Consider the following 20,222-nt stretch of genomic DNA (forward strand, 5'->3'; position numbering starts at 1 on the left):
TTATTGTATTTTTAAGAAGTATATTATAAATAGATGAATTTAGAAAAAATAAGATTGACAAAAGTCACATTACAAGATGCTCCAAAATTGCAAAATATTGGGCAACAAACTTTCTATGACACCTATGGCCCACCCCTGAATACAGAAAAAAATATACAAATTTATATACAGAAAAACTTTGAATTAGATCAGCTTAATATTGAACTTCAAAATCCAAACTCTTGTTTTTACTTTGCAAAATTAAATGACCAAGTGGTAGGATATTTGAAATTAAATTGGGGAAATGCACAAACAGAAAAAACAACAGAAAATACACTGGAAATTGAAAGAATTTATGTTGTAAAAGAATATCAAGGAAAAAAGATTGGTAATATATTAATACAAAAATCTATCGAAATTGGTAAATCTAAAAATATCGATTATCTCTGGTTAGGTGTATGGAATAAGAATACAAAAGCAATTAAATTTTATAAGAATAATGGTTTTTTACCCTTTAATAAACATGAGTTTTTATTAGGCACAGAATCACAAGTCGATATTATAATGAAACTATCCTTTTAGTAAATTTAAAAATTTATGATTTTAGTAACAATTGCCTATTCATATTTTGATTATTTTTGAAACGTTCATTTCAGTAAAGAATGCCAAAAGTAGAAACATTTAACAGACAACAAGTATTGCATAATGCAACTGAAGTATTTCATAAAAAGGGATACAATGGTACTTCTATGCAAGATTTGGTCGATGCGACGTCTCTTAATAGATCGAGTATTTATAATTCTTTTGGAAGCAAATTAGGTATTTTTATGGATGTTCTTTCTTATTATCACGCCACTTATAAGCGACAAATAGGAAAAAAGGTAGTTAGTTCTCATAATGCATCAGATACACTTAATGGTATTTTTGACATTTACATTAACGATATTTTAAACGATAACGATGAAAAAGGTTGTTTGATTTTAAATTCTAAATCAGAAATGACAAATCAAGATCTTACTATAAAAGCATTTATAGAAGAAAATCAAGAACAAACACTTGCTTTACTTGAAGACATAGTTTACAATGGTCAAATGGAGAAAATATTTAATAAAAATCAAACTCCCGCACAATATGCATTGTATTTATTTACTGGGATACAAGGCTTTAGAATGACAGGGATATTAAATAAAAATCAAGATGATTTAAAAAATCTTGCACAAACTATTATCAAAGTACTTTATTAATTTTTTTTTAACTTAATTTGAAATGATTGTTTCAAATAAAACTATAAATATCAAAAAACAATGAAAAAATTACAAGACAAAGTTGCCGTAATTACTGGAGCTAACAGTGGAATTGGATTAGCAACAGCCAAATTATACCTAAAAGAAGGTGCTAAAGTTGTACTTTCTGGTAGACGTAAAGAGGCCTTAGATGAAGTTGCCAAAGAATTAGAAGGTGATTTCATAACGGTTACGGCAGACGTATCCCAAGCATCTGATAACAAAAAATTAATAGATGAAGCTACTGCCAAATATGGTAAGATTGATGTGTTATTTCTAAATGCCGGTATCGCTCCCCCTATTCCAACTCATGAAATATCTGAAGAACATTATGATACTTTATTTAACACCAACGTAAAAGGGCCCATTTTGGCAACTAAAGAAGCTTTGCCACATATTAATGATGGTGGAACTATTCTTTTTACCAATTCTGTAGTGCACCAAAAAGGGTTCGATGGATTAGGAGTATATTCTGCTACCAAAGGTGCATTAAGAGCCTACCAAAGAGTGCTTACATCAGAGGTGAAATCAAGAGGAATTAGAGTTAACGCAATCGCTCCAGGGCCAATTGAAACACCTATTTATAGTAAAATGGGATTACCCGAAGATGTAGTTGAAGAAATGGGAAAAGGGTTCGCGCAACAAGTACCATTAGGTCGTTTTGGAACATCAGAAGAAGTAGCTAAGTCAGCACTATTTTTAGCTTCAGATGATGCTTCATACATTAATGGTGTAGAATTAGAAATAGACGGTGGACTAAGTCAGATTTAAAAATAAGTCCTTTAGAAATAGTAAAAGCTGATTATGAGAATAATCAGCTTTTACTATTTTTCACATCATCACTTTATTCCTATTTTATACAATAACAATAAAACTCACCATAATAGTTTTTTGTATAAAAAACACATTATTCGTATATTACATTCATTAAAATCTATTATTTATATAATTTTTAAGAATTTTTCATCAAATTCCCAAATCCCTCCCATTTGGCATATAACATATTGAAAGTATATTATGGGACACGAAAACGATAATTACAAGTGGTATTCGCAAATAGAATTATCCAAAGATTTATTCAAATTATTTTTTTTCGTTAAAATAAACGAAACTTACTTTTATACTGGTGATACCCCGAAGATCACAAAGAAAGAATAAGTCTAAGACTACTATTTTGGATAAAAAGTACAACTTGTGATTCCAAAAACACTTACTTAAGATAGATAATTCCAAAGTAAACACAATCAATTGCAAATCTATTTTTTAAGACTCAAATGCGAGTTCTATAAAAACAACTCTATTTAATTGTAATACCAGAAATAATTGCTTCAAATAAAAATTTACAAATAAACCTAATAGAATGAAAAAATTACACAACAAAGTAGCCATCATCACAGGAGCAAATAGTGGAATCGGATTAGCAACAGCCAAACTATATTTAAAAGAGGGTGCCAAGGTCGTGCTTTCTGGCAGACGTCAGGAAGCGTTAGATGAAGTAGCCACAGAATTAGAAGGTGATTTTATTACCGTTACTGCAGATGTATCTATAGCAGAGGATAACAAGAGATTAATCAAGGAAGCAACAAATAAATACGGCAACATTGATATTTTGTTTCTTAATGCTGGTGTTGTCTTAGCACCTACTCCAACTCATGAAATTACCGAAAAACATTATGATGAGATATTTAATATTAATGTAAAAGGGCCAATATTAGCAATAAAGGAAGCCTTGCCGTATATAAATGATGCAGGAACAATTTTATTTAATAATTCTGTAGTTACACAACGAGGTTTTGATGGCCTTGGAATATATTCTGCAACAAAAGGTGCATTACGTGCCTATCAAAGAGTATTAACATCTGAAGTAAAAACAAGAGGTATTAGAGTAAATTCTATTGCTCCAGGGCCAATCACGACTCCCATTTTTGACAAGATGGGGTTACCCAAAGATACTACTGCAGAAATGGGTAAAGGTTTTGCCCAACGAGTACCATTAGGTCGTTTTGGAACATCAGAAGAAGTAGCTAAGTCTGCTCTTTTTCTAGCTTCGGATGATGCATCTTACATTAATGGTATAGAATTAGAAGTAGACGGAGGATTAAGTCAAATCTAAACTAATTTAGATCTTTTAATAAAAAAGGATGATTTTAAAACAAATCATCCTTTTTTTTATTTACACTTCTTTTTTTTTGGTTTTGGAACGTTTCCTATCAGTTCACTATGTTCTTTTATTAACTCTGAGACTTTAATCATACCTTCTTCAAAATGATCAGAATCTGCGGGTAATAACATCCATGTTTTAGGCCCAAAATCTTTTATAATTCTAACATCCTTAATCTGTTTTTTTAGTTGTTCATGATGTTCCAACTTAGTTGCAATCCATATTCCATTATCATGAGGGTTTTTATCTTTTTCACGTAAAGCGAAAACAATTTTCTCTTCATAATAAAAGGCATCAACTCCAAACATTCTATGGTGTCTTAATTGAATTGGGAATAATGCATCTAAAATAAACTCATAAGGATATAGCACCTATCTATAATTCTTTAATTTGTCTTATCATTTGATTGGTAAACCCCCATTCGTTATCATACCAGATCATTATTTTTACCAGGTCACCATCAACTACTCTAGTCATAGATGCGTCTACAGTAGAAGCATAAGGGTTTTGTTGAATATCTGAAGATACAATGGGTTCATAAGTAACATCCAATACATGAAGATATCGATCAGTCTTTGATTCTTTTTCAAGTATTGTGTTAATTTCTTCTGCCGTAGTGTTTCGTTCGGCGATAAATGTCACATCACTTACAGATCCCACAGGAACAGGTGTTCTTATTGCCACACCATCAAATTTACCTTCATATTGTGGTAATGCCTTTGTAGTTGCAATTGCAGCTCCCGTAGAAGTTGGTGTTAAATTAACTGCTCCTGCTCTACCCATTCTAGGGTTCTTTTTAGACGGAGAATCAACTAGAGTTTGTGAAGCCGTATACGCATGTATCGTATTTAAAATCGCTTTTTTGACCCCGATAGTTCTTCCTAAAATTTCTACAACGGGACTTATATTATTAGTTGTACAACTTGCACAAGAAAATATTGCTGTTTTACCATCTTCAGTATTTACACCATGCACTACCGTAGGTGTATCCTTGCTTTTGGTTGGTCCCGAAATCACAACATTTGTAGCTCCCGCATGTATATGTTTTTCCGCATCTTCTCTATTTGTAAAAAACCCTGTACTTTCAATTACAATATCAATCTTATTTTCTTTCCATGGCAATTGTTCAGGATCTCTTTGGTTACAATATAAAATCTTCTCATCTCCAATTTGCAGATAAGAATTATCAATACTCACCTCTTTATCATATATGCCATATACGCTATCGTATTTTAATAAATACTGAGCATTTTCGATAGACATGAGATCATTAATTGCTACTACTTGTAACTCTGGATCATCCATAATTACTTTTAGGGCTGCACGTCCTATTCTACCAAATCCATTAATAGCTATTCTCTTCATTTTGTTATGTTGATTTATGTGGTTAAAATATTAAACTATAGTCGTAAAAAACATGTAAATATTACTGTTAAAAGAGAATTTTATGTTTTCATCAATCTAGTAACGAAACTCCATTTAAATCTGTAGTAAGTACATCGCTCATATAATCAAAATATGGTCTTAATAATTCATAATGATAGATAACTTTTTCGATAAAGTCAGGAGCAAAAACTTCTGCATCGGTAAAATTGTGTTGAACAAAAAATAATTTATTCTTAATTAAATCTATTGCATGATGTTCTTTGTTAAAACCCTTAGGAGCTGTTTTAACTTGATAATCAGTATTAAAACCTCCAAAAGCTTTCTTAAAATCTTTTTGTGATAAAATAGCTCTTATCTCCTGATCATCCATTTCAAATTCTTTTCTTATGCGCAGTAAATCAGCAGGTTCTGGACCAAAAAAACCTCCTGCCATTAAAGAATTCCCTGGTTCTAATCTTAAATAATATCTACCTCTACGATGCGCACCTGCTCGCATAAAACTTACACTACGATGTACATTATAAGGTGTTTTATCTTTACTAAATCGTATATCACGATTAATTCGAAAAACCTTTGTTTTCTCTATTTCATCTTTTTCATTTAACCTATCAGCTATAGTAGCATAAAACGCTTTCAATATTTTTTCATTGGCTTGATATTCCTTTTTATTTTCGGTCATCCAATCTCTATGATTATTTTTTTTTAGTTTTTTTAAAAACTCAAATGCTTTTTTAGGTACGGTATTATTCATAAGGTTTACTTTGAACCTAAAAATACTAAAATCTCATAGCAAGATTATAGTTTAACTAAAAATTATGCATAAATCGAAATTTTAGAAGTAGGATGTTATAATTATCTGAAAAATGTAAGGATTTAAGTGTAATTAAGACTTATGTATTCTTAATTCTATATATTTACTAGAGTTTTCAAATAGAACGTAATGACAAAAGAACGAGATCGTATTGTTGCTAAGATCGAAGAACAAAAAAAGAATCCAAACCTAAAGTTAAAACTAAAAGAGAGAACCGAATATTTTACAAATCTACTTTTTTATACCCTATTTGATACCGATACAGAAGTAGCCAAAAATATCGATCTTCTTGAAAAAACTTTTGAAGAACTTATAGATTTAGCATGTTGGGAAACAGAAAAGCCTTGTAGTAAATTATGGCAATCTTATTTGGAAAAACTACCTATTATATTAGAAAAATTAAATCTAGATGCCCAAGCATTTATGAAAAGTGATCCTGCTGCTAATTCTATTGAAGAAATTTATATGGCATATCCAGGATTTTATGCTATTGCAATATATAGATTAAGTCATGAGCTTTTAAAATTTGGTTTACCTTTAGTTCCCAGATTAATGACCGAATATTCTCATCGTTTAACAGGAACTGATATAAATCCGGGAGCAGAAATTGGAGATTCTTTTTTTATTGATCATGCCACTGGTATTGTAATCGGTGAAACGGTGATCATTAAAAACAATGTAAAAATATATCAAGGTGTTACTCTTGGTGGATTGTATGTTGATAGAAAATTAAGAAATGTAAAACGCCACCCAACTGTAGAAGACAATGTAACTATTTATGCTAATGCTACTATCTTAGGAGGTAGTACAATTATTGGTGAAAATAGCACAATTGGTGGTAACGCATGGATTACCTCATCGGTTCCCGAAAATTCAATCATATCCAACACTTCAGAAATTAAGATCAAAAAAGTAGTATAATGTCAAATAGTATTTTAGACCTTATAGGAAACACGCCTTTGGTCAAGGCTACCTCTTTAATAAAAAATCCTAATGTAACATTATACCTAAAACTAGAAGGACATAATCCTGGAGGAAGCGTAAAAGATCGTGCTGCATATAATATGATCAAATCGGCCTTAGATCGAGGAGATATAGACAAAAACACTAAACTTATTGAGGCAACAAGTGGTAATACAGGTATTGCCTTGGCTATGATTGCTGGTATTTTTAAACTAGACATAGAATTAGTAATGCCAGAAAATTCTACTAAAGAACGTGTACAAACAATGCGTGCTTATGGTGCCAAAGTTACACTTACTTCTTCAGATATAGGTATTGAAGGAGCTCGTGACTATGCCGAAGCTAAAGTCAACAATGAGGGATATATAATGCTTAACCAGTTTGCAAATGATGATAATTGGAAGGCACATTACAAAACTACAGGACCAGAAATTTGGAGAGATACCAAAGGTGAAATTACTCATTTCGTATCGTCTATGGGAACTACCGGAACAATCATGGGGACTTCGACTTTTTTAAAAGAACAATCAAAAAATGTTCAGATTGTGGGAGTACAACCCACAGATGAGTCAAAAATTCCTGGGATTCGTAAATGGCCCGCAGCGTATTTACCAAAGATTTTTAATCCCGATAAAGTTGACCAAGTTATTGAAGTTAGTCAAGAAGAAGCTACAAAAATGGCCAAACGACTTGCCATAGAAGAGGGTGTTTTCTCAGGTATGAGTAGTGGTGGTTCAGTAACTGCAGCTCTAAAGCTTGCCGAAACTCTTAAAAGCGGTGTTCTCGTAGCCATTATATGTGATCGTGGAGATAGATATTTAAGTTCTGACTTGTTTGAGTAAACTTGATATACTAATTGCTTTCAATCTACAACTTTTCGAATTTCAAAATGTATTTTGTATTTTACTACTAATACTAGTAGATATACTTCAAAAACCTATTCGTAAAAACGCAATATTTTCCTGAGATAACTATATCTATTTAGTAATGGTTATATTTATAATACACTAAAACTAAATAATATGAAAAAATTAATCTCAGAATTTATTGGAACACTTTGGCTGGTATTAGGAGGCTGTGGGAGTGCTGTGTTAGCTGCCGGATATCCTGAATTAGGTATTGGATTTGTTGGCGTTTCTCTTGCCTTTGGTTTAACTGTTCTTACTATGGCATATGCTATAGGACATATTTCAGGGTGCCACCTTAATCCTGCTGTATCTATTGGACTTTGGATAGGTGGACGGTTTGACAAAAAAGAGCTTATTCCATATATTATAGCTCAAGTTTTAGGGGGGATTGCGGGAGCAGGTATTTTATATCTTATTGTAAGTGGAAAATCTGGTTTTGAAATAGGTGGATTTGCTGCAAATGGATATGGAGAGCACTCTCCGGATGGATACTCGATGATATCTGCATTAGTTACCGAAATAGTAATGACTTTTATGTTTTTAATTGTTATTTTGGGAGCTACGCATTCTAAAGCACCAAAGGGTTTTGCCGGTTTATCAATAGGTTTAGGACTAACATTAATTCATCTCATAAGCATTCCTGTTACAAACACTTCTGTAAACCCTGCAAGAAGCACAAGTCAGGCTATTTTTGCCGGAGATTGGGCTTTAGGCCAGTTATGGTTATTTTGGGTGGCTCCAATTATCGGGGCAATTTTAGCCGGATTTATATATAAATATATATCTCCAGAAGAAGCATAAACAAATTCTATTATATAAATAAAGGCAATAGTAATTTTAACCATGTTATTGCCTTTATCAAAACAACAATCAAGGTCTATTTTTTCGTGCTATTTTTGTTCCTTTGCAACTATGCCAGATCAACAACAAATCCTAACAACGTTAAAAGAGTATTTTGGATATGATAGTTTCAGACCATTACAAGAAGAAATTATATCATCTATTTTTAAAAGTAAAGACAATCTAGTTATCATGCCAACCGGAGGCGGTAAGTCTATATGCTATCAACTTCCGGCTCTATTACTTCCTGGGGTTACTTTAGTAATTTCTCCATTAATCGCTTTAATGAAAGATCAAGTAGATGGTTTATCTGCCAATGGTATTAATGCGGCTTTTATCAATAGTAGTCAACACGAAAACGAACAACAAGAAATTTATCAAAAAATTCTAGACAAACAATTAAAGCTTCTATATGTCGCACCAGAAAGTTTAAGTTTTTTAGATACAGTATTATCACAAGTAGTAGTAAGTTTAATAGCAATAGATGAAGCGCATTGTATATCATCTTGGGGACATGATTTTAGACCAGCATATACGCAATTAGGATACCTTAAAAATAAATTCCCTAAAACTCCTGTAATTGCCTTAACTGCAACTGCTGATAAAGCTACAAGGCAAGATATTTGCAATCAATTAAATATCCCTAATGCTACACAACATCTAGCATCTTTTGATAGAAAAAACCTAAGTCTTGAAGTACGGCCAGGAAATAAACGTATTGAGCAAATTTTAAATTTTCTAGAAGAAAGGCCCAATGAAAGCGGAATTATATATTGCTTAAGTAGGAAAGCAACAGAAACAATAGCCGAAAAATTACAAAATCAAGGATTCAATGCACAAGCATATCATGCAGGTATTGATCACCAAAAAAGGGCAACTGTTCAAGAAAATTTTGTTAATGACTCTCTACAAATCGTTTGCGCAACTATTGCCTTTGGTATGGGAATTGACAAATCCAATGTACGCTGGGTTATTCATTACAATCTACCTAAGAATATCGAAGGTTACTATCAAGAAATAGGTCGAGCTGGTCGTGATGGCTTACCATCTTCTACTCTACTGTTTCATAGCTATGCAGACGTGGTACAACTACAAAAATTTGCAGACATGTCTGGAAATAAAGATGTACAACTTGCAAAACTTGATCGTATGAAACAATATGCTGAATCGTTAAGTTGTCGTCGTAAAATATTATTAAGTTATTTTGGAGAGCTTATCGTTGATGATTGTGGTAATTGCGACGTATGCAAAAATCCGCCAACATTTATTGATGGTACTATACTAGCGCAAAAAGTATTGTCAACCGTAACAAGAATTAAAGAGCAAGAACCAATAGGCACTGTAATTGACGTTTTAAGAGGGGCGCAAAATGCGACTGTATTTGATAAAGGATATCAACATTTAAAAAGTTATAAAATCGGTAATGATATCCCTTGGAAGGATTGGCAGCAGTATATCATACAATTAATAAATCAAGGATATCTTGAAATTGCATTTCATCAAAATAACAAAATAAAACTTACATCACTTTCGAAAAAAGTGTTATTTGAAAATGAAAAAATAAGTCTTGCTCACCTTAAAGATTTCGAAAAAGCGAAACAGATCATTACTGAGGTTTCATCTAAAACAAAAGCAAACTCTTTATTTGATAAATTACGTGAATTACGCTTAACTCTTGCAAAAGAAGCAGGAATACCTGCATATCAAATTTTTAGTGATGCTACATTAAAAGAGATGGAATTGCACCGACCAATGAGTGATGAAGAATTTATCCAAATTAATGGTGTGGGACGACAAAAAATGCAGAACTATGGATACCAATTTATTAAAGAAATTATAAATTTCTCTTCTACAAAAACTAAAAAGAAGAAAAAGTCTAACAAAGGAAATACACATAAAGAAACATTAAGTTTATATCAAGAAGGGCTCTCTATCGAGGAAATTTCTATTAAGCGACAGCTTACTACGTCTACTATATTTTCTCACATCATGAAACTTTATAATGAGGGTGAAAATATTGATTTGAAACAGTTTATCAGTAAAACAGATATTAATTCTGTCAAAAATGCCAAACAAGAACTAAATACACCTGAAGGATTAAAACCTTATTTTGAACATTTTGAAGGAGCAATTGATTATAACACCATAAAACTTGCTTTAACTATTTTAGAGAATGAAAATTAAATTAATAATGGACTAATGCAATCACATGTCATTTTTGGAGCAGGGTTAATTGGTAGTTTTATAGGTAGCGTTTTAACTTCTTTAAACATCAAAACTACATTAATTTGTCGTCCATACATTAAAGACAAATTAATTGATGGTGTCTTGCTTACAGACTATTTAGAGCATCAAATTACAGTCGATCGATTGACTTTTTTTGATCCAGAAGATTTAAAATCTAGCACTTTAGACATAAGTTATTGTGATTTTCTTTGGATTACTGTAAAATGTACCGCAATTAAAGAAGTAAGTAAACAAATTGGACCTTTTATAGGCTTTAATACGATAGTATTATGTTGTCAAAATGGTTTAGGGTCTGATGATATTATTAAACAATGTTTTCCTAATACAAATGTACTTAGAGTTATGATTCCTTTTAATATAGCAGAACCAAAACCTGGTCATTTGCATAGAGGATCAGAAGGTTCCTTGTTTCTAGAAACTAATAAATCTGTGCATTCAAAAATAATGGACTTGGCAAAAAAGTTAGATTCTCCTATAATGCCTGTTAACTATACTCAAGAAATGACTGCTTTACTATGGGCTAAACTTCAATTAAACTTAGGAAACAGTATTAACGCTCTTGCTGATATCCCTGTTAAATCAATGTTAGAAGAAAGGGCTTATCGCATAGTAATCGCCGAATTAATGACAGAACTGCTTTCTGTCACAAAAGCCCTAACAATAAGACTTCCTAAATTAACTGCTGTACATGCACATTATTTACCTTTGGTTTTAAGGTTACCTAATTTTATATTTAATCGAGTTGCCAAAAAAATGTTAGCTATTGATCCTACAGTTAGGACATCAATGTGGTGGGATTTATCACAAGGTAAATTAACAGAGATAGATCATCTTAACGGGGCAATTGTAACAATTGCAAAAAGACTAAATATACCTTGCCCTGCTAATCATTGTATCATCGGTCTCATTAAAAATGCAGAACAACAAAACTCTAAACATCAAAACACCACAATATCCGGCAAAACACTATTAAAACTTGTAAAAGGTCAATAAAAAAGTTTTTTTTATAAACTCTTAATTAAGAACTTAACCTTGGAGTAATCGTTACTTCAAAATTTTTCTGATCATTACTCATAAAATCGAAACCTTTATGTAAATCATTTGCGCTTACGCTATAAGGATAAAAAGTAATAGGCTCTATACAAACCATATTTTTTACTTCTGTCCAGAGCATAATATGTATAAAATTGCTAGTTTTTATGTCAATGATAAGTTCACCATTATTTTTAAGGCTTAACTCTTTAGTTTTTTCAACCAAAAGGGCCGAAGAACCAGCATCAAGAATATTTTTTAATGATATATTCTTATTTTTCGTTTTAAACTCAGGATTGGAGCCATTAATTTTAAATGCGGGATGAAAACCTAACATAAATGGCATACCTTCTTCTGATTTTACTTTAAAAGAAACCTTTAAACAATGATCTGTTAGTTCAAAAGTCTTTATAAATTCAAAATCATATGGCCAGTCTAACCATTCTTGAGATGATTTATTCGGGTATTTAGGGTTTTTAACTTTAGTATTTGCTTTATATTTTTTACAAAAAGAAGCTTTATTTTTTTCGGATATAACAGGAATATATTTCATGGCTCGCAAGATCCCATGTTGATCTAATTTCGCCTTTCCTTTTGGTGTAACCACTGTAAAATCATTTTCTTTGGTAGGACCAATAATAGGAAACATTTCAATTTCAGAATTACCCCATCCGGGATCTCCTTTTTGATGTATAATTTCAATATTATAAGCCTTATAACTAACTAATTCACCATCTTGAATTAAAACTGTAATTTTTTCGTTATTGCAATATAATTTAGTCATAATAGACGTATAACATTCTGTTTAAAATTATTTGAAAAAAATTAGGCCAAATGCTTTTTAAAGTACTTTTTATCACCCTCAGCCACTAAGGGATCATTAACTGCTGTTTTTAATAAAGTACTATCCGTTTCCTTACTATAATGAAACAATAATGTATTTAATTCTTTTATCGATACGCCATTCTTATTTTCCTCTTCCAATATAAACTCATCTCCAGTCGAAACCTTTCCTGATTTTAGAACTCTAACATATACTCCAGAAAATAATGAATCAATAAATTCTTTGATTATTTTTTGATTCTCAAAACGAACACCTAATTTATAACAAGGTTGCCTTGGTCTTGAAATTTGAACCAAAGCACCTCCAAGTTTGTATATATTTCCGATTTTAATACTACTTTCATCAAATCCCTCAACTGTAAGATTTTCTCCAAACATTCCATAATTCCATTCAAGATCTGGGTATTTTTCTTTCCAATACGGATAATGCTCTACTGAATATAGGTAACAAGCTTTGTCGACTCCTCCATGATATCTCCTATCAATTACATGATCATCTTTTACATCTTCTTTGTCTAAATATATGGATTGATCAACAGGGAATTTATAAATTCCAGTTTGTACATCTTTACCTCTCCATGAAATGATTTTTGGTTCTGCTATATTTGTAGATATTACTCTCATACTATTATATAAATTCTATGGTGTTTAAAATTAATCCCGACCCAGGAACGATATGTTCTAAGACAATTTCTTCGGCTTCGGGGTTAAGGGTTTTTTTAATGAAATCTAAATTGACTTTTCCTTTTCCTAAATCTAATAACACTCCCATCATTAATCTAATTTGATTTCTTTTAAACCCTTCTCCTTTCACACGTAAAAGATAACTCTCTTTTGGGAAAAAACTAGCAGTATAAACGTCATTTTTTGTAATTTCACAAAGTACGATTTCTCCTTCTAAAATAGTATGCGCAGAAGGACGGTGACAATAAGATCTAAAATTATGTTTACCTTCAAACAATTTGGTCGCCTCCTGCATTATCTCGATATCTAAATCTTCTAAAATGTTATACATAAAAGGAGCAGAAAAAGGATGAAATTTCTCTCCAAAAGAAAACAAATAAATATATTCCTTAATTTTTGGAGATTGAATAATATTAAAATGTTCATCTGTTTCTTCAATCCTCAAACTTTTAATATCCTGAGGTAAATTTTGGTTAAACAAGGGATAAAACTCTTCTAAATCTAATGGGTTATGATCTACAAACAATTCTATATAGGCTTGATTAGCAGAAACCTTTGCATCTGTTCGTCCAGATGCAAGGACTTTAAAGTCTTTATGTTCTAAGACATAAGCAACTGTTCGCTCTACCATTCTTTGTAATGTATTTACTGTAGGCTGTTTTTGCCATCCGTGATACCTAAACCCTAAATATTGTAATTCAATAAGGTAATAGAACCTTTTTCTAAACATGTAAAAATCTTTAAAATCTGTCCGAATATAGATAAATTATGTATTTCATCGATATTTGATGATTTAATAATCTTACTAATATGTAAAAAAAACATGATTATTCGTTATATTTGGGTAAAACTAATTAATAATTTAAAATCAACTTAGTTATGGTTAAAGCTAAATATCAAGATGTTTTAGATCTAGGCGAAAAATTAAAAATTCAAAATGGTGACGTATCTGAAGATAATGGAACCTTAAAAATAAAAGGTACGGCAGGAACACAATATGAAAAAAACCAGCTTTGGGATAAAATAAAGGAAATAGGTGGTGAATCTCCTTCTGATATTGTAGCAGATATTGATGTAGCAGACAGTTCTGTATTTCACAGACATACTGTTAAAAGTGGAGAATCACTAAGTAAAATAGCTAAGCATTACTATGGAGACCCAATGAAGTATAAAGCTATTTTTGAGGCTAATACTAATATTCTTAAAAATCCAGATGTAATTCACCCTGATCAAGAATTAATTATTCCGAATCTATAAGTACAATCTATAACTATCATTAAAAAGTCGCTTTTTCTAGCGGCTTTTTTTGTTTATAATATCTACATATCCCCTCTATTATTGATCTCATAATTACTTCCTAAGAGAAACCCCTTGAATTACATTATCCCTATTTATTTTCTTATTTTTTTTATAAAAAAGTATTACTAATAACAATAGACAATATAATTGTTAAATAATTCACAGAATATCTGATAATATTTTTACATTTGCAATCGCTAACTCAAATTATTTTTCAATTATGAAAACACAATTATCATTATTTGTGGGCTTATTCATGATAAGCTTTGGGTTCTCTCAAACCAGTTCAAATCCTTGGACAAAGAGAACCACAGTTCCAAAAAGTCTTTCTGTTATAACTACACAAAAAGACTTACCTAGTAAAAACATTTACAGTCTTAATGTAGATGCAATGAAAGAAGCCTTAAAAGGTTCTCAAATTCTAGGAAAATCAAGTGGTATTTCAAATACCATTTTACAATTTCCAAATGTTAACGGTCAAATGGAATCGTTTCGAATCGTTGAAACTCAGGTTTTGGCTCCAGAATTAGCTGCTAGATACCCTGGCATTAAATCATATGCAGGTCAGGCTATGAATGGAGTTGGATCGATAAGATTTAGTCTTTCGCATAAGGGACTAAGTAGTATGCGTCTTTCTGGGGAAGATGGTGCTGTTTTTATCGAGCCATTAACAAAAGACGGCTTATATACCGTGTACAAAAGGTCTGATAAACCATCTATTGGTGGTTTAAAATGTATGGTAGATGAAAAAACGCCTAATTTTACAGGAAAATCTTCATCTAACTTTAAAAATGCAGACGATAGTACTCTAAGAACGTTTAGACTTGCCGTATCTACTAATGGAGAGTATACCCAGTTTCATGGAGGTACGAAAGCTGATGCAATTGCGGCTATAAATACAACAATGACACGTGTTAATGGTGTATTTGAAAATGACTTCGGTGTTACTATGGTCGTTATTGCTAATACTGATGATGTTATTTACACCAATGCAAATACTGATCCTTATTCTAACGGAGGATTTAACAGCCAATTGCAATCAACCTTAACAAGCGTTATCGGTGAGGCAAATTATGATGTAGGTCATTTATTTGCAAAAGCCGGAAACAATGGTAATGCAGGATGTATTGGATGTGTATGTAGAGACGGAGATAAAGGAAGTGCATTTACTTCTAGGGCCAACCCTATTGGGGATCCTTTTGATATCGATTATGTAGCTCATGAATTGGGTCATCAATTTGGAGGTAATCACACTTGGACTCACGGTGGTAATGAAGGAAGAAATGTACAAATGGAACCCGGTAGTGGTTCTACAATTATGGGGTACGCTGGAATTACAGGGGCTACTGATGTACAACAAAATAGTGATCCTTACTTTCATTCGATAAGTATTCAACAAATCACAAACTATGTAAAGTCTACAAGTTGCCAGACGAATACAAATACAGGGAATGCTATTCCAACTGCCAATGCAGGATCAGATTATACTGTGCCAAGAGGAACTGCTTTTGTTTTAACAGGTCAGGGATCTGATGCCAATAGTGGTGATGTATTAACATACTGTTGGGAACAAGTTGATGAAAACAATGCAGCAACAACCTATCCTAGCGTAACAGCTACTTCTGGTGTGGCTTTTAGATCGTTTAATCCTACAACATCTGCTCAACGTTATTTTCCAAGATTAGAAACTATAAAAACAGGAGCAACTTCATGGCAATGGGAAGCAGTTCCTAATGTTACAAGGGCTTTAAATTTTAGACTTACAGTTAGAGATAATAAAGCTGGTGGTGCTGGTAATAATAGTGATAACATGAGAGTAAATGTTACCGCTAATGCCGGTCCATTTGTTGTTAATATACCTAATACTAATGTTAGTTGGCCTGCTGGTTCTACACAAACTGTAACATGGGATGTGGCTGGTACTACTGGAAATGGGGTTAACGCTGCCAATGTTGATATTTTATTATCAACAGATGGAGGTAATACATATCCTATAGCTATAGCTACAGCAGTTACAAACGATGGTTCGCAAAGTATAACAGTACCTAATGCTCAAGGAACACAAAACAGAATTATGGTAAGAGGTTCAGGAAATGTTTTCTTTGATATCTCTAATACTAACTTCGAAATTACTGGCGGTGGAACAGGTGATACAGAGGCTCCTTCTACTCCTGCCGGATTAACAGCTTCAAATGCAACTCAAAATAGTATTGATCTTTCTTGGAGTGCATCAACTGATAATGTTGCAGTAACAGGATACGATGTTTATCAAGGAAATACTGTTGTCGGTACTGTTGCAACGACTTCTTATCAAGCAACAGGATTAGCTGCTGGTACTTCATACTCTTTCAGAGTTAAAGCAAAAGATGCTGCCGGTAATGAATCTGGATTTAGTACTACCGCAACCGAAACAACCTTACCTGGTACTCCAGGAGGTGGATGTACTGGTGGAATATCATCTTTTCCTTATAATGAAGGATTTGAAAATACTTTAGGAGCTTGGACACAAGCTACTAATGATGATATCAACTGGACAATTGATTCTGGCGGAACACCGTCAAACGGAACTGGACCTTCTAGTGCAAGTCAAGGAACATACTATTTATATATTGAAGCTTCTGGGAATGGAAATGGTTATCCTAATAAAAGAGCTATTGTAAACTCTCCATGTTTTGATCTTAATAGTGCTTCACAAGCCACATTTACGTTTAAATACCACATGTTTGGTAATAGTATTGGAACTTTAAATCTAGAAGCTAGTAAAGATAATGGCGCTACCTGGACTTCTGTTTGGAACAAATCAGGAAATCAAGGGAATACGTGGCAATCTGCTAGTGTAAATTTGGCATCATATACTGGTTCTGGAGTTCAACTTCGATTTAATGGAGTTACAAGTACATCATGGAGTGGTGATATCACCATAGATGATATTAGTTTAACAACTGGAACAGTTAACCCTCCTTCTTGTACGGATGTTAACTTATCTATTACTTTTGATAACTATCCAGAAGAAACTAGCTGGGAAATTACAAACAGTAGTAATCAAGTAGTTGCTTCAGGTGGAACATATGGTACACAACCTGATGGATCAACTCTAAACGTTACAGAATGTCTTAATGCTGGATCATACACATTTACAATAAGTGATACTTATGGAGATGGTATCTGCTGTTCATTTGGAAATGGTTCATATACCCTTACTAGTGGAAGTACAACTTTAGCATCAGGTGGATCATTTGGAAGAACAGAAGCTACTACATTTAGTATCGGAGGAACATCTAGAGGACCTGAAGTACAAAACTTTGTGACAACTGAACAAGTTACAATGTCTGTATTTCCAAACCCAGTTACTAATGTATTACAGATCGCAACAGTTAAAAACAATGTTAATTTTGCTATTAGAGATATCTTAGGAAGAACTGTTTTACAAGGAGCTGTAGTTAATAAAACTATTGATTTTAGTTCTTTCGAAAAAGGGCTTTATATGGTTACACTAGAAGCTCAAGGAAAATCTTCTGTATTCAAAATTGCAAAAGACTAATAATAAATAATGACTTAAACATCTTATCATTGATGTTTGATGAATTGAAAAACCACCAAATTTAGATTTGGTGGTTTTTTTCTATATTATAAACAATGATTCAAACTAAAAGTTCATTTTAAAATTCTCGCAAAACATATACTAAAGTATCATGCATTTTCTATAGCCGTTTGAGCGAGTTTTAATATTTGATCAAATTGTTGTTGTAATGTAAGATTGGAGTTATCTATTTTTATTGCATCACTCGCTTTTCTAAGTGGGGAGTCTTTTCTTGTGCTATCTATATGATCTCTATTAACAACATTCATTAATACATCCTCATACGTAACATTCTCTCCTCTTTCTTTAAGTTCGATATATCTTCGTTCTGCTCTATCCTTAGCGGTTGCTGTCATAAATAATTTAAGTTCTGCATTAGGAAAAACAACTGTACCAATATCTCTTCCGTCCATAACAATTCCCTTGTCTATTCCCATATTGTTTTGCTGTTCTACTAATTTTCTTCTTACCGCAGAAACAGCCGCAATCTTGCTAACGTGCTTAGATACTTTAAGTGTTCGAATTTCTTTCTCAATGTTCTCATTATTAAGTAAAGCTTCTGCCAATCCAGTATCCGGGTTAATTTCAAAATTTATAACAATTTCAGGTAAATCCTTTTCTAATTTCTCTTGATCAAAATGAGATTCATCTATATATCCTTTTCGCATGGCGTATAAAGCAATTGCTCTATACATAGCACCAGTATCTACATATATATAATGTAATTTTTTAGCCAACTGTTTAGCTACTGTACTTTTCCCTGTTGATGAGTGTCCATCTATTGCAATAATTATTTTTTTCTCGCCCAAATTAAAATGTTTTGTATTAACAAGGTATTGTCTTGGTTCAAAAGTAGTCCAAAGTATTTACAAAATATTGTCTCTTTTAAAAAAGTTTTATGAATTCAAAATTAATTAATTCTCGTTTTATACTTTTTTCACCTTATCTATAATCATAGGGTATCGTTGATAATTTAATATAATCTATACAGAAAAATAATATCAAAATACAACTTAATACTAGTACAAAACTATAAAGTGTACAATAATTACACTTTATCGAAGTTATTCTACCTTTAAACCATTGTTTACTTTTTTTACCTAAATCACACATAATTAACCCTAATCCAATACACTATGGGCTTTTTTGATTTTTTAAATGAAAAAATTGCAATAGATCTGGGTACTTCAAATACACTCATCACGCATAGAGGAAAAATTGCTATTGATAATCCTTCAATCATAACTATTCATCAAATCACAGGAAAAATCCTTGCAGTTGGTAAAGAAGCAGGTATGATGCGAGGAAAAATCAATAAAAATATAAAAACTATTTACCCATTTAAAGATGGCGTAATTTCTAATTTAGATGCGACAGATAAAATGTTAAAAACATTTATTAAAAGATTATCTTCTTTTAATGTTTCGGTATTCACATCATCCTACAATATGATTATTTCAATTCCTTGCGGTAGTACTGAAGTTGAAATGAGGGCTGTTCAAGAATCTGCTAAAAGACTTAACGCCAAAAAAGTTTTTCTGATACATGAACCTATTGCTGCGGCAATTGGGGGTGGTATAAATGTTCTTGAACCTAAAGGAAATATGATTGTGGATATTGGTGGTGGAACTACAGAAATTGCTGTAATTTCATTAGGAAAAATTATTAGTGGACAGTCCGTAAAAATAGCAGGAAACACATTTAATGAAGATATTATTCAATATATACGAGAGTATCACAACTTACATATTGGAGAATCAATGGCAGAAAAAATTAAAATTCAAGTTGGTTCTGCTGTAAACTCTTTAGAATCACCTCCAGAAAAGATGAAGGTTGAAGGTCGAGATCTTTTAACAGGGAAACCTAATCAGATAAAAATATCTTATACAGAAATAGAAAAAAGTTTAGACAAGTCAATTACACACATCGAAAATGCTTTACTGGAAACTTTATCTGAAATACCTCCTGAAATTTCTGCGGATATTTACAATACTGGTATTTACCTTACTGGTGGAGGATCATTATTAAGAGGGCTTGATCGACGTCTATCTCAAGCTACAGAATTGCCAGTGCACCTTGGTGAAGATCCTTTAGAAACTGTAGTAAAGGGTAGTGATATTGTACTTAAAAATCTTCATAGATATGTTAATGTTCTAGTTACAAAGAAGCGATATTAGTAACTAGATAAAAAAAGCGATACAAATTG

Annotated in this window: 19 protein-coding genes; 12 read left to right on the forward strand and 7 right to left on the reverse strand. The window is 32.2% G+C overall.

Features of this window, described 5'->3' with window-relative positions; genetic code table 11:
* Positions 1 to 33 precede the first annotated feature (33 nt).
* From D1816_RS05830 to D1816_RS05845, 4 genes are all read left to right on the forward strand, one after another.
* Positions 34 to 561, forward strand: coding sequence for a GNAT family N-acetyltransferase (locus D1816_RS05830; protein ID WP_118501533.1), 528 nt, complete (start codon positions 34 to 36; stop codon positions 559 to 561).
* An 80-nt stretch (positions 562 to 641) separates the two neighbouring features.
* Positions 642 to 1,223: a TetR/AcrR family transcriptional regulator gene (locus D1816_RS05835; protein ID WP_066309252.1), complete on the forward strand. Its 582-nt coding sequence runs from the start codon at positions 642 to 644 to the stop codon at positions 1,221 to 1,223.
* Positions 1,224 to 1,283: 60 nt separating this feature from the next.
* A complete protein-coding gene (locus D1816_RS05840) occupies positions 1,284 to 2,033 on the forward strand; it encodes an SDR family NAD(P)-dependent oxidoreductase (RefSeq protein ID WP_066309251.1) in 750 nt (249 codons plus the stop codon).
* Between the two features lie 589 nt (positions 2,034 to 2,622).
* Complete coding sequence (locus D1816_RS05845; protein ID WP_066309247.1) at positions 2,623 to 3,375, forward strand: SDR family NAD(P)-dependent oxidoreductase; 753 nt, start codon at positions 2,623 to 2,625, stop codon at positions 3,373 to 3,375.
* Between the two features lie 56 nt (positions 3,376 to 3,431).
* On the opposite strand, the gene D1816_RS05850 is transcribed toward D1816_RS05845, so the two are convergent.
* From D1816_RS05850 to D1816_RS05860, 3 genes are all read right to left on the reverse strand, one after another.
* Positions 3,432 to 3,794 (reverse strand): hypothetical protein, encoded by a 363-nt coding sequence (locus tag D1816_RS05850; RefSeq protein WP_147405050.1) that lies wholly within the window; start codon positions 3,792 to 3,794, stop codon positions 3,432 to 3,434.
* A 4-nt stretch (positions 3,795 to 3,798) separates the two neighbouring features.
* Complete coding sequence (locus D1816_RS05855) at positions 3,799 to 4,788, reverse strand: type I glyceraldehyde-3-phosphate dehydrogenase (RefSeq protein ID WP_118501535.1); 990 nt, start codon at positions 4,786 to 4,788, stop codon at positions 3,799 to 3,801.
* 91 nt (positions 4,789 to 4,879) lie between these two features.
* Positions 4,880 to 5,560 carry a DUF2461 domain-containing protein gene (locus D1816_RS05860; protein WP_118501537.1) on the reverse strand — a complete coding sequence of 227 codons (681 nt, stop codon included), beginning with the start codon at positions 5,558 to 5,560 and terminating at the stop codon, positions 4,880 to 4,882.
* A 189-nt stretch (positions 5,561 to 5,749) separates the two neighbouring features.
* On the opposite strand from D1816_RS05860, the gene epsC reads away from it, so the two are divergent.
* The 5 genes from epsC (at position 5,750) to D1816_RS05885 (ending at position 11,571) form a co-directional block, all read left to right on the forward strand.
* Complete coding sequence (gene epsC / locus D1816_RS05865; RefSeq protein ID WP_066309236.1) at positions 5,750 to 6,541, forward strand: serine O-acetyltransferase EpsC; 792 nt, start codon at positions 5,750 to 5,752, stop codon at positions 6,539 to 6,541.
* On the forward strand, positions 6,541 to 7,425 hold the full coding sequence (gene cysM / locus D1816_RS05870) for a cysteine synthase CysM (protein WP_118501539.1): 885 nt from the start codon (positions 6,541 to 6,543) through the stop codon (positions 7,423 to 7,425). The genes epsC and cysM overlap by 1 nt, the downstream gene beginning before the upstream one ends.
* A gap of 180 nt (positions 7,426 to 7,605) precedes the next feature.
* Positions 7,606 to 8,292: an aquaporin Z gene (gene aqpZ / locus D1816_RS05875; protein ID WP_066309229.1), complete on the forward strand. Its 687-nt coding sequence runs from the start codon at positions 7,606 to 7,608 to the stop codon at positions 8,290 to 8,292.
* A 111-nt stretch (positions 8,293 to 8,403) separates the two neighbouring features.
* Positions 8,404 to 10,515, forward strand: a complete 2,112-nt coding sequence (recQ, locus tag D1816_RS05880) for a DNA helicase RecQ (protein ID WP_118501541.1) — start codon at positions 8,404 to 8,406, stop codon at positions 10,513 to 10,515.
* Between the two features lie 15 nt (positions 10,516 to 10,530).
* Positions 10,531 to 11,571 carry a 2-dehydropantoate 2-reductase gene (locus D1816_RS05885; RefSeq protein ID WP_118501543.1) on the forward strand — a complete coding sequence of 347 codons (1,041 nt, stop codon included), beginning with the start codon at positions 10,531 to 10,533 and terminating at the stop codon, positions 11,569 to 11,571.
* Between the two features lie 25 nt (positions 11,572 to 11,596).
* Here the strand turns inward: D1816_RS05885 and D1816_RS05890 are convergent, their stop codons facing one another.
* The 3 genes from D1816_RS05890 to D1816_RS05900 are packed head-to-tail and all read right to left on the reverse strand — an operon-like array spanning position 11,597 to position 13,867.
* Entirely contained in the window at positions 11,597 to 12,394 is a 798-nt protein-coding gene (locus D1816_RS05890; protein WP_118501545.1) for an aldose 1-epimerase, read from the reverse strand.
* 41 nt (positions 12,395 to 12,435) lie between these two features.
* On the reverse strand, positions 12,436 to 13,077 hold the full coding sequence (locus D1816_RS05895; protein ID WP_118501547.1) for an MOSC domain-containing protein: 642 nt from the start codon (positions 13,075 to 13,077) through the stop codon (positions 12,436 to 12,438).
* A gap of 4 nt (positions 13,078 to 13,081) precedes the next feature.
* The gene (locus D1816_RS05900) at positions 13,082 to 13,867 is read right to left on the reverse strand and encodes a tRNA pseudouridine(38-40) synthase TruA (protein ID WP_118501549.1); all 786 of its coding nucleotides are present in this window, start codon (positions 13,865 to 13,867) and stop codon (positions 13,082 to 13,084) included.
* Positions 13,868 to 14,016: 149 nt separating this feature from the next.
* On the opposite strand from D1816_RS05900, the gene D1816_RS05905 reads away from it, so the two are divergent.
* Positions 14,017 to 14,394: a LysM peptidoglycan-binding domain-containing protein gene (locus D1816_RS05905; protein WP_066309206.1), complete on the forward strand. Its 378-nt coding sequence runs from the start codon at positions 14,017 to 14,019 to the stop codon at positions 14,392 to 14,394.
* A gap of 262 nt (positions 14,395 to 14,656) precedes the next feature.
* Positions 14,657 to 17,977 (forward strand): reprolysin-like metallopeptidase, encoded by a 3,321-nt coding sequence (locus D1816_RS05910; protein WP_118501551.1) that lies wholly within the window; start codon positions 14,657 to 14,659, stop codon positions 17,975 to 17,977.
* Between the two features lie 149 nt (positions 17,978 to 18,126).
* Here the strand turns inward: D1816_RS05910 and cmk are convergent, their stop codons facing one another.
* Complete coding sequence (gene cmk, locus D1816_RS05915) at positions 18,127 to 18,825, reverse strand: (d)CMP kinase (RefSeq protein ID WP_066309198.1); 699 nt, start codon at positions 18,823 to 18,825, stop codon at positions 18,127 to 18,129.
* A gap of 327 nt (positions 18,826 to 19,152) precedes the next feature.
* Here cmk and D1816_RS05920 point away from each other — a divergent pair, with 327 nt between their 5' ends.
* Entirely contained in the window at positions 19,153 to 20,193 is a 1,041-nt protein-coding gene (locus tag D1816_RS05920) for a rod shape-determining protein (RefSeq protein ID WP_118501553.1), read from the forward strand.
* The last annotated feature ends 29 nt before the right edge of the window (positions 20,194 to 20,222 follow it).

The organism is Aquimarina sp. AD10 (genome assembly GCF_003443715.1).
Taxonomy (GTDB): domain Bacteria; phylum Bacteroidota; class Bacteroidia; order Flavobacteriales; family Flavobacteriaceae; genus Aquimarina; species Aquimarina aggregata.